We start from the raw sequence: 13,598 nt of genomic DNA, 5'->3' as shown, positions 1-13,598 counted from the left end.
CGCCCGGCGCTGCCCGCCCCCCGGTCCGGCCGCCGCGCCGCCCTAGACTCGGCTCCCATGCTGACCGGTCCCCGCGACGACGCCGGCCTCGTCCGCGACGAGTCCGCGCCCGACGCCGAGCCCGACGCGCGCTTCCTCCCCTCGCCGGTCGACGCGGGCCAGAAGCGCCTGCCGATCGACATGGACTACGTGCAGCGCGTGATGATGGAGCTGCTCACCATCCCGAGCCCGTCGGGGCGCACCGACCACGTCATGCAGGTCATCGGCGGCGAGCTGCGGGCCCTCGGCCTGGACTTCGAGGTGACCCGCCGCGGCGCGCTGATCGCCGAGCTGCCCAGCCGCGCCCCCGGTGCCGACCGCACCGTGGTCGTGCACGCCGACACGATCGGCTGCATGGTCAGCCAGCTCAAGGACAACGGCCGGCTGGCCATCGTCCCGGTGGGCACGCACAGCGCCCGCTTCGCCGAGGGCGCGCGGGTGACGATCTTCAGCGACGACGTCTCCGGCGACTACTGGCACACCGGCACGATCCTGCCGATCAAGGCCAGCGGGCACCGGTACGGCGACGAGGTCGACGAGCAGGGCGTGGGCTGGGACTTCGTCGAGGTCCGCGTCGACGAGGTGGTGCACAGCCGCGCCGACCTCGAGCGCCGCGGCATCCAGGTCGGCGACTTCGTGGCCATCGACGCCCAGCCGGTGATCACCAGCGGCGGGTTCGTCAACTCCCGGCACCTCGACGACAAGGCCGGCATCGCCGCGGCCCTCGGCGCGTTCAAGGCGATCGTCGACCACGGCGTCGAGGTCCCGGTCACCGCGCACCTGCTGGTCACCATCGCCGAGGAGGTGGGCCTCGGCGCCAGCCACGGCCTCGACGCCGACGTCGCCGAGCTGGTGAGCATCGACACGTCGGTGGTCGCGCCCGGGCAGTCGTCCTCGGAGCAGTGCGTCAACATCGCGATGCAGGACTCCACCGGGCCGTTCGACTACCACCTGACCCGGCACCTCATCGACCTGTGCCGCGTGCACGACGTCCCGCACCGCCGCGACGTCTACAAGTACTACCGCTCCGACGCGGCCTCCGCGCTGGAGGCCGGCGCCAACACCCGCGCCGCGCTGATCGGCTTCGGCATCGACGGCAGCCACGGCAACGAGCGCACCCACCTCGACGGCATCCGCAGCACCGCGGAGCTGGTGGCGCTCTACCTGCAGACCGACCTCACGTTCCGCAGCTGGGACCGCACGCCGACCGGCGACCTGCGCGACTTCCCGAGCACGGCGGTGCAGCCCGCCGACGGCGAGCAGGCCCGCTGACCTGCCGGTCCGACTACAGCCGCTCGACGACGAAGTCGACGCAGGCGGTCAGCGCGCTGACGTCGTCGGGGTCGACCGCGGGGAACATGCCGACCCGCAGCTGGTTGCGGCCGAGCTTGCGGTAGGGCTCGACGTCGACGACGCCGTTGGCCCGCAGCGTCCTGGCCACGGCCGCGGCGTCGACCGACCCGTCGAGGTCGACCGTGCCGACGACGAGGCTGCGGTGCGCGGGGTCGGCGACGAACGGGGTGGCGTACGGCGACGCCTCCGCCCAGCCGTAGAGCCGCCCGGAGGACTCCCGGCTGCGCGCGACGGCGCCGTCGAGACCGCCCAGGCCCAGCATCCAGCGCACCTGGTCGGCGAGCAGGAACAGCGTGGCCACGGCCGGGGTGTTGTAGGTCTGGTCCTTGGCGCTGTTGTCGACGGCGGTGGCGAGGTCGAGGAAGCCGGGGATCCAGCGGCCGGAGGCCTTGATCTCGGCCACCCGGGCCAGCGCGGCCGGGCTCATCAGCGCGATCCAGAGGCCGCCGTCGGAGGCGAAGGACTTCTGCGGCGCGAAGTAGTAGACGTCGGCCTGCGCGACGTCGACCGGCAGGCCCCCGGCGCCGCTGGTGGCGTCGACCAGCACGAGGGCGTCGTCGTCGGCACCGGCGGGGCGGACCACCGGCGCCATGACGCCCGTGGACGTCTCGTTGTGCGCCCAGGCGTAGGCGTCGACGCCGGGCTGCCCCTCCGGCAGGGCGAGCGAGCCGGGCGCCGCCGCCGCCACCACCGGCTCCTCCAGGAACGGCGCCTCGGCGATCGCCGAGGCGAACTTGGCGGAGAACTCGCCGTAGGTGCCGTGGGCGCTGCGCCGGCGGACCAGGCCGAAGGTGGCGACGTCCCAGAACGCCGTCGAGCCGCCGTTGCCGAGCACGACCTGGTACCCCTCGGGGAGGGAGAACAGCTCGCCGAGACCCTCCCGCACCTGCGCGACCAGGTTCTTCACCGGCGCCTGGCGGTGGGACGTGCCCATGAGCCCGGCGCCGTCGGAGGCCAGCGCCTGCAGCGCCTCGGGGCGCACCTTCGACGGGCCGCAGCCGAACCGGCCGTCGGCGGGGAGCAGGTCGGCGGGGATCTCGATGGTCATGCCGGGTGCCTCTCGGGCTCGGAGGGGGACCGACGGCGACGGCCCGGGCCCGCACGCAGCGGACCCGGGCCGTCGTCAGCCGGGAGTGGTGCCTGGTGTCAGGCGGGCGCGGCGGCGTCGACGGCCTTGACCTGGATGGTGTCGAAGCCCTCGACCTCCTCGGGCTTGCGCGCCGCGGGCCCGACGTAGCGGGCCGACGGGCGCACGAGGCGGCCGGTCTGCTTCTGCTCCAGGATGTGCGCGCACCAGCCGGCGGTGCGGGCACAGGTGAACATCGAGGTGAACATGTGGCTCGGGACCTCGGCGAAGTCGAGGACGATGGCCGCCCAGAACTCGACGTTGGTCTCGACCGGGCGGTCGGGGCGCCGCTCGCGCAGCTCCTTGAGCGCGGCCTGCTCGAGGGCCAGGGCGGCGTCGAAGCGCGGGGCGCCGAGCTCCCGGGCGGCCTTGCGCAGCGTGCGGGCGCGGGGGTCCTCGGCCCGGTAGACCCGGTGCCCGAAGCCCATCAGGCGCTCCTTGCGGTCCAGCAGGTCCTTCACGTACTTCTCCGCGTCGCCGCTCTTCTCGACCTCGTCGAGCATGTGCAGCACGCGGGAGGGGGCGCCGCCGTGCAGCGGGCCGGACATCGCGCCGATCGCGCCGGACATGGCGGCCGCGACGTCGGCGCCGGTGGAGGCGATGACGCGCGCGGTGAAGGTGGAGGCGTTCATGCCGTGCTCGGCGGCCGACGTCCAGTAGGCGTCGACGGCGGCGACGTGGGCCGGGTCGGGCTCGCCGCGCCAGCGGACCATGAAGCGCTCGACGATCGTCTTGGCCTCGTCGACGCGGCTCTGCGGCACGGCCGGCGTACCGATGCCGCGGGCGGACTGCGCGACGTAGGACAGCGCCATGACCGCGGCGCGGGCCAGCTGGTCGCGGGCCTCCTCGTCGGAGATGTCCAGCAGCGGGCGGTAGCCCCAGAACGGGGCGAGCATCGCCAGCGCGGCCTGCACGTCGACGCGGACGTCGCCGCTGTGCACCGGGATCGGGAACGGCTCGGCCGGGGGCAGGCCGGGGCCGAACTTCCCGTCGACCAGCAGCGCCCAGACGTTGCCGAAGGTGATCTTGCCGACCAGGTCCTCGATGTCGACCCCGCGGTAGCGGAGCGAGCCGCCGTCCTTGTCGGGCTCGGCGATCGTGGTCTCGAAGGCGATGACGCCCTCGAGGCCGGGTACGAAGTCGTCGGCCATCTCGCATGCTCCTCTGCGCGCGCGGACCTCGTGCCCGCACGTTCCGCGGCGCACGACTGCACCGCGACACTAGGCCCAGCAGCCGCCCGCCCTCCACGCGGGGCTGCCGCCCAGCGGGAGCCGCCCGGAGCCGTGCCGCGCGGGCGGTGTCAGCATGGCGGGGTGGCCGACCTCTCCCGCATGCGCAGGGACTACGACCGTCCGGGGCTGCGCGAGGAGGACCTCGCGCCCACCTGGCTCGAGCAGTTCGACCGGTGGTTCCGCGACGTCGTCGCCGCCGAGGTCCCCGACCCCAACGCCGTCGTGGTGGCCACCGCCGACGCCGACGGCGCCCCCGACGCCCGCATCGTGCTGCTCAAGGGCTACGACGAGGCCGGCTTCGTCTTCGGCACCAGCTACGCCTCCACCAAGGGCGCCCAGATCGCGGCCAACCCGCGCGCCGCGCTGGTCTTCCCCTGGCACGCGCTGCAGCGCCAGGTGCGGGTGACCGGCCGCGTCGAGCGGATCGGCGACGCCGCCTCCGACGACCTGTGGGACCCCCGCCCGCGCGAGGCGCAGCTGGCCGCCGTCGCCTCGGTGCAGTCGACCGTCGTCGACTCCCGCGACGAGCTCGAGTCCCGCGTCCGGCTGCTCGACGAGGAGACGACGACGGAGAAGGTGCCGCGGCCGCCGACGTGGGGCGGCTACCGGGTGGTGCCCGAGCACGTCGAGTTCTGGCAGGGCGGTCCCGGCCGGCTGCACGACCGGCTGCGCTTCGTGCGCGACGACGAGGAGGGCGGCGGCTGGGTGCTCCAGCGGCTCGCTCCATGACGAAGGACCCCGCTGCCCCCCACCCCTCGCAGGCTCGGGGCGGGCCCCTGCAGCAGGGCCGTTCCAGCACGTCACCATCGGGGGACGAGCTGCCCGTCGACCCGGTCGAGCCGGGGAAGGTCGCCGAGCCCGTGCCGGTGCCGGCCCGGCGGTCGTCGCGGAGCTGGACGATCGACACCAGCCCGCTGCGCGACCCCGGCTACCGGCGGCTGTTCTGGGGCCTGACCACCACGATGGTCGGCCAGCAGATGACGCTGGTCGCCGTCCCCGTGCAGGTCTACGCGCTCACCCGCGACTCGCTGCTGGTCGGCGTCACCTCGATCGTGTCGCTGGTGCCGCTGGTCGTCTTCGGCCTGCTCGGCGGCGCGATCGCCGACGCCATGGACCGGCGGAAGCTGATGCTGGTCACCGGCGTCGGGTCCGCGGTGACCAGCGCGCTGCTGGCGCTGCAGGCGCTGCTGCCCGGCGGCGGGAACCTCTGGCTGCTGTGGGTGCTGGTGGCCGCGGTGTCCGGGTTCACCGCCGTCAACCAGCCCGCCCGCAGCGCCGTCATCCCGGCGCTCGTCGGCCCGGAGGGGGTCGCCGCGGCCAACGCGCTGGCGATGACCGTGCGGCAGGTCGGCGTCATCGTCGGCCCGCTCGCGGCCGGCCTGCTCATCGGCCTCGGCGACCTGTTCCTCGCCTACGTCGTCGACGCGGTCACCCTGCTGGTCGCGGCCCTGCTGATCCGCGGGCTGCCGCCGCTGCCCCCGGCCGGCGTGGCCGGGCCGCTGCGGCTGGGCGCCGCGCTGCGCGGGGTGGGGGAGGGCTTCGGCTTCCTGCGGACGCAGCCGGTGCTGCTCATGACGTTCGTCGTCGACGTCATCGCCATGTTCTTCGCCTGGCCGCAGGCGGTGTTCCCCGAGCTGGCCGAGGGCCGCTTCGCCGGGTCGGCCAACGCCTACGGCTGGCTGTTCGCCGGCATCTCCATCGGCGCGCTGCTCATGGGGCTCACCTCGGGCTGGGTGTCCCGGGTCGACCGGCAGGGCGCGGTGGTGCTCGCCGCGATCGTCGTGTGGGGCGTGGCGATCGTCGGCTTCGGGCTGGCGCCGTCGCTGTGGCTGGCGGTGCTCTGCCTCGCCGTGGCGGGGGCCGGCGACATGGTCAGCGCGGTGCTGCGCTCGTCGATGCTGCAGACCGCCGCGCCCGACGAGATGCGCGGCCGGATGCAGGGCGTGTTCATCGTCGTGGTGGCCGGCGGGCCGCGGCTGGGCGACCTGCGGGCGGGCGCGATGGCCAGCGCGGCGGGTGTGAGCGTCGCGATGGTGTCCGGCGGGGTCGTCACCGTGGTGGCGATGGTCGTCGTCGCGCTCGCGGTGCCCTCGTTCCTGCACTTCCGGGCGTCGCAGAAGGGCAGCGCCTCACCGATCCGCAGTTAGGCCTCCCTGCAGGGTCCCGCCGCGAGCTCGCGAGTGGCGGGGGGCAGGGAGGTCCTTCGCCCGTTAGGCCAGCGCGCCGGCCACCACCCGCAGGTCGGCGACGAGCGCGTCGAAGGCGGCCGCGCGGGCCTCCTCGGGCGTGCGCAGGATCGCCGAGGGGTGCGCGGTCGCGAGCATCCACGTCTGCGCGGGCGCCTCCTCGTCGGCCTCGTCGTCGCCGGCCTCGGCCGCCGCCACCCCCGGCGGCGTCCACGGCATGAGCCTCCCGCGCTCCTTGGTGATCCGGAACGACGGCGAGATGAGGGCCTTGGCCGCCGTGGCGCCGAGGCAGACGACGACCTCGGGCTTGAGCACCTCGAACTCCGCCTCCAGCCACGGCCGGCAGGCGCGGATGTGCTCGGCGCCCGGCGACTGGTGGATGCGCCGCTTGCCGGTCGGGGTGAAGCGGAAGTGCTTGACGGCGTTGGTGACGTAGGCGTCGCGGCGCTCGATGCCGGCGTCGGCCAGCGCGCGGTCGAGCAGCCGCCCGGCCGGGCCGACGAACGGCTCGCCCTTCCGGTCCTCCTGGTCGCCGGGCTGCTCGCCGACGAACACGATCCGGGCGGTCTCCGGGCCCTCCCCGAACACCGTCTGGGTGGCGGGCTCCCACAGCTCGCAGGCGCGGCAGCCGGCGGCGGCGCCGCGCAGGCCCTCCAGCCCGACGCCCGACGGTGGGCTCGCGGGCACGTTCTCCTGGCTCATGGACCGATGACACCCCAGGTCAGCGGGAGCCGCGAGGCGGGACCGATAGCGTCGGGGCGCACGGGGACCAGCGGACGGAGGGGCAGTGCTCGAGTTCGACGGGCTCCACAAGAGCTACGGGGACAACCGCGTGCTGGAGGGCGTCGGCTTCACCGTCGCCCCCGGCTCGATGTTCGGCTTCTGCGGGTCCAACGGAGCCGGCAAGACGACGACGATGCGCATCGCGATGGGCCTGGCCCGGGCCGACGCCGGCGAGGTCCGCTGGCGCGGCCGCCCGCTCGACGAGGCCATGCGGCGCCGCATCGGCTACATGCCGGAGGAGCGCGGCCTCTACCCGAAGATGCGGGTCGGCGAGCAGCTCACCTACTTCGCCCGGCTGCACGGCATGGGCGGCGCCGACGCGGCCCGCGCGGCCGGGGAGTGGGCCGCCCGGCTCGGCCTCGGCGACCGCCGGGACGACCCGGTGGAGAAGCTGTCGCTGGGCAACCAGCAGCGCGTCCAGCTCGCCGCCGCGCTGGTCAGCCGGCCCGAGGTGCTGATCCTCGACGAGCCGTTCTCCGGCCTCGACCCGGTCGGCGTCGACGCGCTGGCCGAGGCGCTGCTCGAGCAGTGCCGGGCCGGCGTGCCGGTCGTCTTCTCCAGCCACCAGCTCGACCTCGTCGAGCGGCTGTGCGACTCCGTCGGCATCCTCGCGCGCGGCCGCATGGTCGCCACGGGCACCGTCGAGGAGCTGCGCCGCCGCGAGGCCGGCCGGGTGCTGCGGGTCGTGGTGCCCGACGCCGCGCCCGGCTGGGCCGCGGGCGTCCCGGGCGTCCGGGTGGTCTCGGAGTCGCGGGGCGACACCCTGCTGGAGCTCGCCGGTGGCACCGACGACCAGGCCGTGCTCGCCGCCGCGCTGCGCACCGGCCGGGTCACCCACTTCGCCTGGCGCGAGGCCACGCTCGTCGAGCTGTTCCGCGAGGCCGTCGCCGACCCGGCGCAGCAGGCCGCCCGCGAGCAGGTCGCCGCGTGAGCGCGCCGCAGGTCACCGGGCAGCCCACCTCGCCGCTGTCCAGCGGGCAGCTCGTCCGTCTGGTCGCCGCCCGCGAGATCTCCACCCGCATCCGCGACAAGACGTTCATCGCCAGCTCCGTGCTGATGGTCGTGCTGATCCTCGGCGTCCTGGTCTTCCAGGTCGTCGTCAACTCCGGGTCCGACACCCGCCGCGTCGGCGTCGCGGGTGGCGACGCCCAGCTGGGTGCCGCCCTCGAGGCCCAGGCGGAGGCCCTCGACCTCGACGTCGAGGTGGTCGACGTCGACGACGACGCCGCCGCGCGCACCGCCGTCGAGGACGAGGAGGTCGACGCCGCCGTCCTCGGCACCGGCGGCAGCGCGCCCGAGCTCGTCCTGCGCGAGCCCGACAGCACGCTGGAGGCGCTGGTCTCCGGCGCGGTCTCCGCCGTCTCCCTGGGCCAGGTGCTCAGCGAGGCCGGCGTCGACCCCGCCGACCTGCCGCAGGTCACCGTCACCACCCTCGACGGCGACTCCGCGGCCGACACCCAGCGCACCGTGGTCGCCGTCGTCGGCGTCGTCGTGCTCTACAGCCTGCTGATCCTGTTCGCCCAGTTCGTCGCCCAGGGCGTGGTCGAGGAGAAGGCGAGCCGGGTGGTCGAGCTGCTGCTGGCCACGATGCGGCCGTGGCAGCTGCTCGCCGGGAAGATCCTCGGCCTCGGCGTCCTCGGCCTCGGGCAGATCGCGGTCATCGCGGCCATCGGCATCACCGGCGCGCTGGCGTTCGACGTCGTCGACCTGCCCGGCGAGCTCGTCGGCACGGTGCTGTGGCTGCTCTTCTGGTTCGTGCTCGGCTACGCGCTCTACGCCTCGCTGTTCGCCGTCGCCGCCTCGCTGGTCAGCCGCCAGGAGGACCTCGGCAGCGTGCTCACCCCGGCGTCGCTGGTGCTGGTCGCGGGCTTCATCGTCGCCGTCCAGGCGGCGAGCGACCCCGACGGGACGCTGGCGACGGTGACCTCCTACGTGCCGGGCCTGTCGCCCATGGTCATGCCGGTGCGCCAGGCCGCGGGCGAGGTGGCGCCGTGGGAGGTCGGCGTGGCCGTCCTGCTCATGCTCGTGGCCATCGCGCTGGTGGTCCGGCTCGGCGGGCGGGTGTACTCCGGCGCCCTGCTGCGGACCGGCGGGAAGACCAAGCTGCGGGAGGCGCTGCGGGCCCGCGAGGGCTGAGCCGGGGCGGGGGACACCCGCGCGGCGGAGCGCCGGACACGTTGGGGTGACCTCACCCCGACGGAGGGCGTGCGCGCAGGTCGGGGCGGACATGATCGCTGCCATGACGGAGGACCTGGACGCGCGCCTCTGGCGGCTGCAGGCCTCCGAGGACGCCGACGAGCTCATCGAGCTGGGCTGCGACCTCGCCGAGGCCGGCCGGCAGACCGACGCCGAGTGGTGCTTCCGCCGCGCGGCCTCGCTCGGCGACGTCACCGGCTACTACGACCTGGGCAACAGCCTGGCCGCGCAGGAGCGGTGGTCGGAGGCCGTGGACGCCTACGAGGTGGCGCTGGCCGGCGGCGAGTCCGACGCCTGGCGCAACCTCGGGCTGGTGCTCGAGCAGCTCGGCGACCTGGCCGGCGCCATGGCCGCCTACCGCGGCGCGGCGGCGGCCGGCGACACCGAGGGCGGGCTGCAGCTGGCGTTCCTGCTGCGCGAGCAGGGTGAGCGCGAGCAGGCGCTCGAGGTCGCGCGGGGCCTCGCGGCCGCGGGCGACGACGAGGCCGACGCCGTCGCCGCCTGCTGGGAGTGGTGCGCCACCCTCGACCCGGCGCTGGAGGACCGGCTGCGGGCCGGCGCCGCGCACTTCGCCGCCGCCCGCGCCGACCTCGCCGCGCTGCTGCTGCAGACCGGCCGCGCCGCCGAGGCCCGCTCGGTGCTCGAGCGCGGCGCCAAGCTCGGCGAGCAGGTGGCCTGGCTGCCGCTGGGCAACCTGTACCGCGAGCAGCTGGGCGACGACGAGGCAGCCGAGGAGGCGTACCGTGCCGGCATCCAGGCCGGCGACTCCTACTGCCACCACAACCTCGGCGTGCTGCTGGCCGACCGCGGCGACATCGCGGGCGCGGCCGAGGAGTTCGAGCGCGGCGCCGCCGCCGGCGACCAGCTCGCCGCGGCCGCGCTCGAGCTGCTCCAGGAGAGCTAGACCGCCTCGCGGATGCCCGCCAGCGGGCCGCGGTAGGGGTCGGCCGGCGGTCCGGTGACGCCCGGCCGCACGGTGAACAGCCGCCCCGCCCCGTCCTCGTCCTCCTCGCCGGAGGCGGTGCTGACGACCAGCAGGTCGCGGCCGGGCCCCGCGAACGCGCAGCTGGAGGTGTGCGCGACGCCGACCTCGACGACGGCCAGCAGGTCGCCGTCGGGGGACCAGCGGCGCACCTGGCCGCCGCCCCACATCGCCGTCCAGAGGCAGCCCTCGTCGTCGACGGTCAGCCCGTCGGCCACGCCGTCGACGCCGCCGGTCTCCAGCAGCACCCGCCCGGCGGAGAACGTGCCGGCGTCCGCGTCGTAGGCGAAGGCGTGCACCAGGCCGGGGCCGGAGTCGGAGAGGTAGACGGTGCGGCCGTCGGGCGACCAGCCGAGCCCGTTGGAGACGGTGAGCCCGTCGAGGACGGGAGCGACCGTGCCGTCGAGGTCGAGCCGGTAGAGGCTGCCCGCGCCCGGCCGCTGGTCGAAGGCCATCGTGCCGGCGAAGAAGCGGCCCGCCCGGTCGCAGGCGCCGTCGTTCATGCGCGTGCCGCCGGCCTGCTCGCTGCCGCCCTCGCGGGCCAGGTCGACCAGCACGCGGGCGGTGCCGTCCCCGTCCACGTGGGTGAACCCGCCGCCGGCCGCGGCCACCCAGCCGCCCGCCGTCGCGGGTGCGGCCACCCCGACGGTGTCGCCGGCGCGGAACGAGCCGGTGTCGCGCAGGCCGCCGTCGTCGCCGACCGCGCCGCGGCGCACGACCCCGGCGGAGATGTCGACCCACAGCAGCTCGCCGCGGTCGGCGTCCCAGACGGGACCCTCCCCGTGGGCGGCGGGAGCGGGGGCGGCGGGCGTGGCGCGGAGGGTCTGCACGGGCGGCCAGGTGCCCGCGACACAGGCGCGTCACACGGACCCCGGATACTGCGCTGCATGTCGGAAGCAACCGTCGACGTCGCCGACCTCCGCCTGCCCGGGCGCGACCCGGAGGGCGACGGCCGTGCCGACGACGCCCCGCTGCGCGACGACATCCGCCTGCTCGGCCGCGTGCTCGGGGAGGTGATCCGCGAGCAGACCGGCGACGACGTGCTCGACCTGGTCGAGTCCACGCGCGTGCAGGCGTTCGCGGTGCGCCGCTCCGAGGCCGACCGCGCGGGCCTCGCCGCCCGCCTGGGCGACCTCGACGTCCGCGCGGCCAACCACGTCATCCGCGCCTTCAGCCACTTCTCGCTGCTGGCCAACCTCGCCGAGGACCTGCACCACGAGCGCCGCCGCCGGCACCACCGCCGCGCCGGGTCGCCGCCGCAGCCGGGCAGCCTCGCGGCCACCTTCGCCACGCTCGACCGGGCGGGCCTCGACCCCGACGCCGTCGCGCGCGAGCTCGCCGGGGCGCTGGTGGTCCCGGTGGTCACCGCGCACCCCACCGAGGTCCGCCGGCGCACGATCTCGCTGGTGCAGAAGCAGGTCACCGAGCTCATCCGCGAGCGCGACCGGACGGCACCCGGCGAGGTCGACGAGCAGGCGTGGTCGGCCGAGCTGGAGCGGGCGGTGCTCAGCCTCTGGCAGACGGCGCTGCTGCGGCTGTCGCGGCTGCGGCTGACCGACGAGATCGACGAGGCGCTGCGCTACTACGACCTGTCGCTGTTCCGCGTGGTCCCCGAGATCAACGCCGAGCTGCGCCGCCAGCTCGGGTCGCGGTGGCCCGGCAGCGGGCTGCCCACGCAGCCGGTGCTGCAGCCGGGCTCCTGGATCGGCGGCGACCGCGACGGCAACCCGTTCGTCACCGCCGACGCCGTCCGCCGGGCCAGCACCCGGCACGCGGAGACCGCGCTGGCCCACCACCTCGACGAGCTGGTCGAGCTGCGCAGCGAGCTGTCGATGTCCGACCGGCTTGTCACCCCGACGGCCGAGCTGTCGCACCTGGCCGACGCCTCCCGCGACGACTCGCCGTTCCGCGCCGACGAGCCCTACCGGCGCGCGCTGACCGGCGTGCACGCCCGGCTCGCGGCCACCGCGCGGCGGGTGCTCGGCCGGGTGCCCGGCGACGCGCCGCACGCGGAGCTGGAGCCCTACGGGTCGCCGGACGAGCTGCTCGCCGACCTCGCCGTCGTCGACGCCTCGCTGCGCACCCACGGCGCCGGCGCGCTGGCCGACGACCGGCTGGCCCGGCTGCGCGACGCCGTCGAGGTGTTCGGCTTCCACCTCGCGGGCCTGGACATGCGGCAGAACTCCGCCGTCCACGAGGAGGTCCTCGCCGAGCTGCTCGCCTGGGCCGGGGTGTGCCCCGACTACGCCTCCCTCGACGAGGCGGCGCGGGTGGAGCTGCTGGCCGGCGAGCTGCGCATGCGGCGGCCGCTGGTGCGCCCGGGCGCGCAGCTGTCCGACCTCGCGCGCGGCGAGCTCGACCTGCTGATGGCCGCCGCCGAGCAGGTCGAGAAGCTCGGGCCGCGGGCCATCCCGAACTACGTGATCAGCATGTGCGAGTCGGTGAGCGACGTCCTCGAGGTCGCCGTCCTGCTCAAGGAGGTCGGCCTGCTCGACCCCGACGGCGAGGACGGCCCGACCTGCCCGGTCGGCATCTCGCCGCTGTTCGAGACGATCGCCGACCTGCAGGGCGCCGGCGAGACGATGACCGCCGTCCTCGCCCAGCCGCTGTACCGGGCGCTGGTCGCCTCCCGCGGCGACGCGCAGGAGGTCATGCTCGGCTACTCCGACAGCAACAAGGACGGCGGCTACCTGGCCGCCAACTGGGCGCTGTACCGGGCCGAGCTGACGCTGGTGGAGGTGGCGCGGCGCGAGGGCATCCGGCTGCGGCTGTTCCACGGCCGCGGCGGCACCGTCGGCCGCGGCGGCGGGCCCAGCTACGAGGCGATCCGGGCGCAGCCGCCCGGCGCGGTGGCCGGCGCCCTGCGGATCACCGAGCAGGGCGAGGTGATCGCGGCGAAGTACGGCGAGCCCGACCTCGCCCGCCGCAACCTCGAGGCGCTGGTGGCCGCCACGCTGGAGGCCACCCTGCTCGACGTCGAGGGGCTGGGCGACGACGCCGAGGACGCCTACGCGCTGCTCGACGACCTCGCCGCCCGCGCGCAGGACGCCTACCGGGCGCTGGTGCACGAGACGCCGGGCTTCGTGGAGTGGTTCCGCGCCGCGACGCCGATCCGCGAGCTGGCCGAGCTCAACATCGGCAGCCGCCCGCCGTCGCGCAAGGCCGGCGACCGGATCGCCGACCTGCGCGCGATCCCGTGGGTGTTCAGCTGGTCGCAGGCGCGGATCATGCTGCCCGGCTGGTACGGCACCGGCTCGGCGCTGGAGTCGTGGATCGACGGCGACCCGCAGCGCCTGGCCCGGCTGCAGGACCTGCACCGCCGGTGGCCGTTCCTGCGCACGATCTTGTCGAACATGGGGATGGTGCTGGCCAAGACCGACCTCGACCTCGCCGCCCGCTACGCCGAGCTGGTGCCCGACGAGGAGCTGCGGGCGCGGGTGTTCGACCAGATCACCGCCGAGCACGAGCGCACCTGCCGGGTGCTGCTGGCCGTCACCGGCGACGACCACCTGCTGGCCGACAACCCGTCGCTGGCCCGGTCGATCCGCAACCGGTTCCCCTACCTGGAGCCGCTGCACCACCTGCAGGTGGAGATGCTGCGCCGCCGCCGGACCGGGGACGACGACGAGCTGGTGCGCCGCAACATCCAGCTGACGATCAACGGGATCGCGACGGCGCTCCGCAACTCGGGCTGAGTCGGG

11 protein-coding genes are annotated in these 13,598 nt (G+C 75.4%); 7 read left to right on the top strand and 4 right to left on the bottom strand.

Going from position 1 to position 13,598, the window contains the following annotated elements; all coding sequences use genetic code 11:
* The first annotated feature begins 57 nt into the window (after positions 1–57).
* A complete protein-coding gene (locus tag ACI78R_RS12790) occupies positions 58–1,311 on the top strand; it encodes an osmoprotectant NAGGN system M42 family peptidase (protein WP_083628214.1) in 1,254 nt (417 codons plus the stop codon).
* A gap of 13 nt (positions 1,312–1,324) precedes the next feature.
* On the opposite strand, the gene serC is transcribed toward ACI78R_RS12790, so the two are convergent.
* Entirely contained in the window at positions 1,325–2,440 is a 1,116-nt protein-coding gene (serC, locus tag ACI78R_RS12785) for a phosphoserine transaminase (protein ID WP_457040995.1), read from the bottom strand.
* A 98-nt stretch (positions 2,441–2,538) separates the two neighbouring features.
* Positions 2,539–3,669 carry a citrate synthase 2 gene (locus ACI78R_RS12780; RefSeq protein WP_073418477.1) on the bottom strand — a complete coding sequence of 377 codons (1,131 nt, stop codon included), beginning with the start codon at positions 3,667–3,669 and terminating at the stop codon, positions 2,539–2,541.
* Positions 3,670–3,831: 162 nt separating this feature from the next.
* On the opposite strand from ACI78R_RS12780, the gene pdxH reads away from it, so the two are divergent.
* Positions 3,832–4,479 carry a pyridoxamine 5'-phosphate oxidase gene (pdxH, locus tag ACI78R_RS12775; RefSeq protein ID WP_457040994.1) on the top strand — a complete coding sequence of 216 codons (648 nt, stop codon included), beginning with the start codon at positions 3,832–3,834 and terminating at the stop codon, positions 4,477–4,479.
* Positions 4,480–4,610: 131 nt separating this feature from the next.
* Positions 4,611–5,897 (top strand): MFS transporter, encoded by a 1,287-nt coding sequence (locus ACI78R_RS12770; protein ID WP_457040993.1) that lies wholly within the window; start codon positions 4,611–4,613, stop codon positions 5,895–5,897.
* Between the two features lie 63 nt (positions 5,898–5,960).
* Here the strand turns inward: ACI78R_RS12770 and ACI78R_RS12765 are convergent, their stop codons facing one another.
* The gene (locus ACI78R_RS12765; RefSeq protein WP_457040992.1) at positions 5,961–6,638 is read right to left on the bottom strand and encodes a UdgX family uracil-DNA binding protein; all 678 of its coding nucleotides are present in this window, start codon (positions 6,636–6,638) and stop codon (positions 5,961–5,963) included.
* Positions 6,639–6,723: 85 nt separating this feature from the next.
* Between ACI78R_RS12765 and ACI78R_RS12760 the strand changes: the two genes are divergently transcribed.
* The 3 genes from ACI78R_RS12760 (at position 6,724) to ACI78R_RS12750 (ending at position 9,819) form a co-directional block, all read left to right on the top strand.
* Complete coding sequence (locus ACI78R_RS12760) at positions 6,724–7,650, top strand: ABC transporter ATP-binding protein (RefSeq protein ID WP_457040991.1); 927 nt, start codon at positions 6,724–6,726, stop codon at positions 7,648–7,650.
* Positions 7,647–8,855, top strand: a complete 1,209-nt coding sequence (locus ACI78R_RS12755; protein WP_457040990.1) for an ABC transporter permease — start codon at positions 7,647–7,649, stop codon at positions 8,853–8,855. The genes ACI78R_RS12760 and ACI78R_RS12755 overlap by 4 nt, the downstream gene beginning before the upstream one ends.
* Before the next feature lie 103 nt (positions 8,856–8,958).
* Positions 8,959–9,819 (top strand): tetratricopeptide repeat protein, encoded by an 861-nt coding sequence (locus ACI78R_RS12750; protein ID WP_457040989.1) that lies wholly within the window; start codon positions 8,959–8,961, stop codon positions 9,817–9,819.
* Here the strand turns inward: ACI78R_RS12750 and ACI78R_RS12745 are convergent.
* Positions 9,816–10,727: an SMP-30/gluconolactonase/LRE family protein gene (locus ACI78R_RS12745; RefSeq protein ID WP_457040988.1), complete on the bottom strand. Its 912-nt coding sequence runs from the start codon at positions 10,725–10,727 to the stop codon at positions 9,816–9,818. The genes ACI78R_RS12750 and ACI78R_RS12745 overlap by 4 nt on opposite strands.
* Positions 10,728–10,784: 57 nt before the next feature.
* Between ACI78R_RS12745 and ppc the strand changes: the two genes are divergently transcribed.
* Positions 10,785–13,592, top strand: a complete 2,808-nt coding sequence (ppc, locus tag ACI78R_RS12740; protein WP_457040987.1) for a phosphoenolpyruvate carboxylase — start codon at positions 10,785–10,787, stop codon at positions 13,590–13,592.
* Positions 13,593–13,598 lie beyond the last annotated feature (6 nt).

Source organism: Geodermatophilus sp. SYSU D01106, from assembly GCF_054049995.1.
This window is presented reverse-complemented; position numbering and strand designations above follow the sequence as displayed.

What these genes read in the sequence shown, in the direction of transcription:
- serC (WP_457040995.1), bottom strand. Translation starts at nt 2,440, where the DNA reads ATGACCATCGAGATCCCCGCCGACCTGCTCCCCGCCGACGGCCGGTTC.
- ppc (WP_457040987.1), top strand. Translation starts at nt 10,785, where the DNA reads ATGTCGGAAGCAACCGTCGACGTCGCCGACCTCCGCCTGCCCGGGCGC.
- ACI78R_RS12790 (WP_083628214.1), top strand. Translation starts at nt 58, where the DNA reads ATGCTGACCGGTCCCCGCGACGACGCCGGCCTCGTCCGCGACGAGTCC.
- ACI78R_RS12750 (WP_457040989.1), top strand. Translation starts at nt 8,959, where the DNA reads ATGACGGAGGACCTGGACGCGCGCCTCTGGCGGCTGCAGGCCTCCGAG.
- ACI78R_RS12765 (WP_457040992.1), bottom strand. Translation starts at nt 6,638, where the DNA reads ATGAGCCAGGAGAACGTGCCCGCGAGCCCACCGTCGGGCGTCGGGCTG.
- ACI78R_RS12780 (WP_073418477.1), bottom strand. Translation starts at nt 3,669, where the DNA reads ATGGCCGACGACTTCGTACCCGGCCTCGAGGGCGTCATCGCCTTCGAG.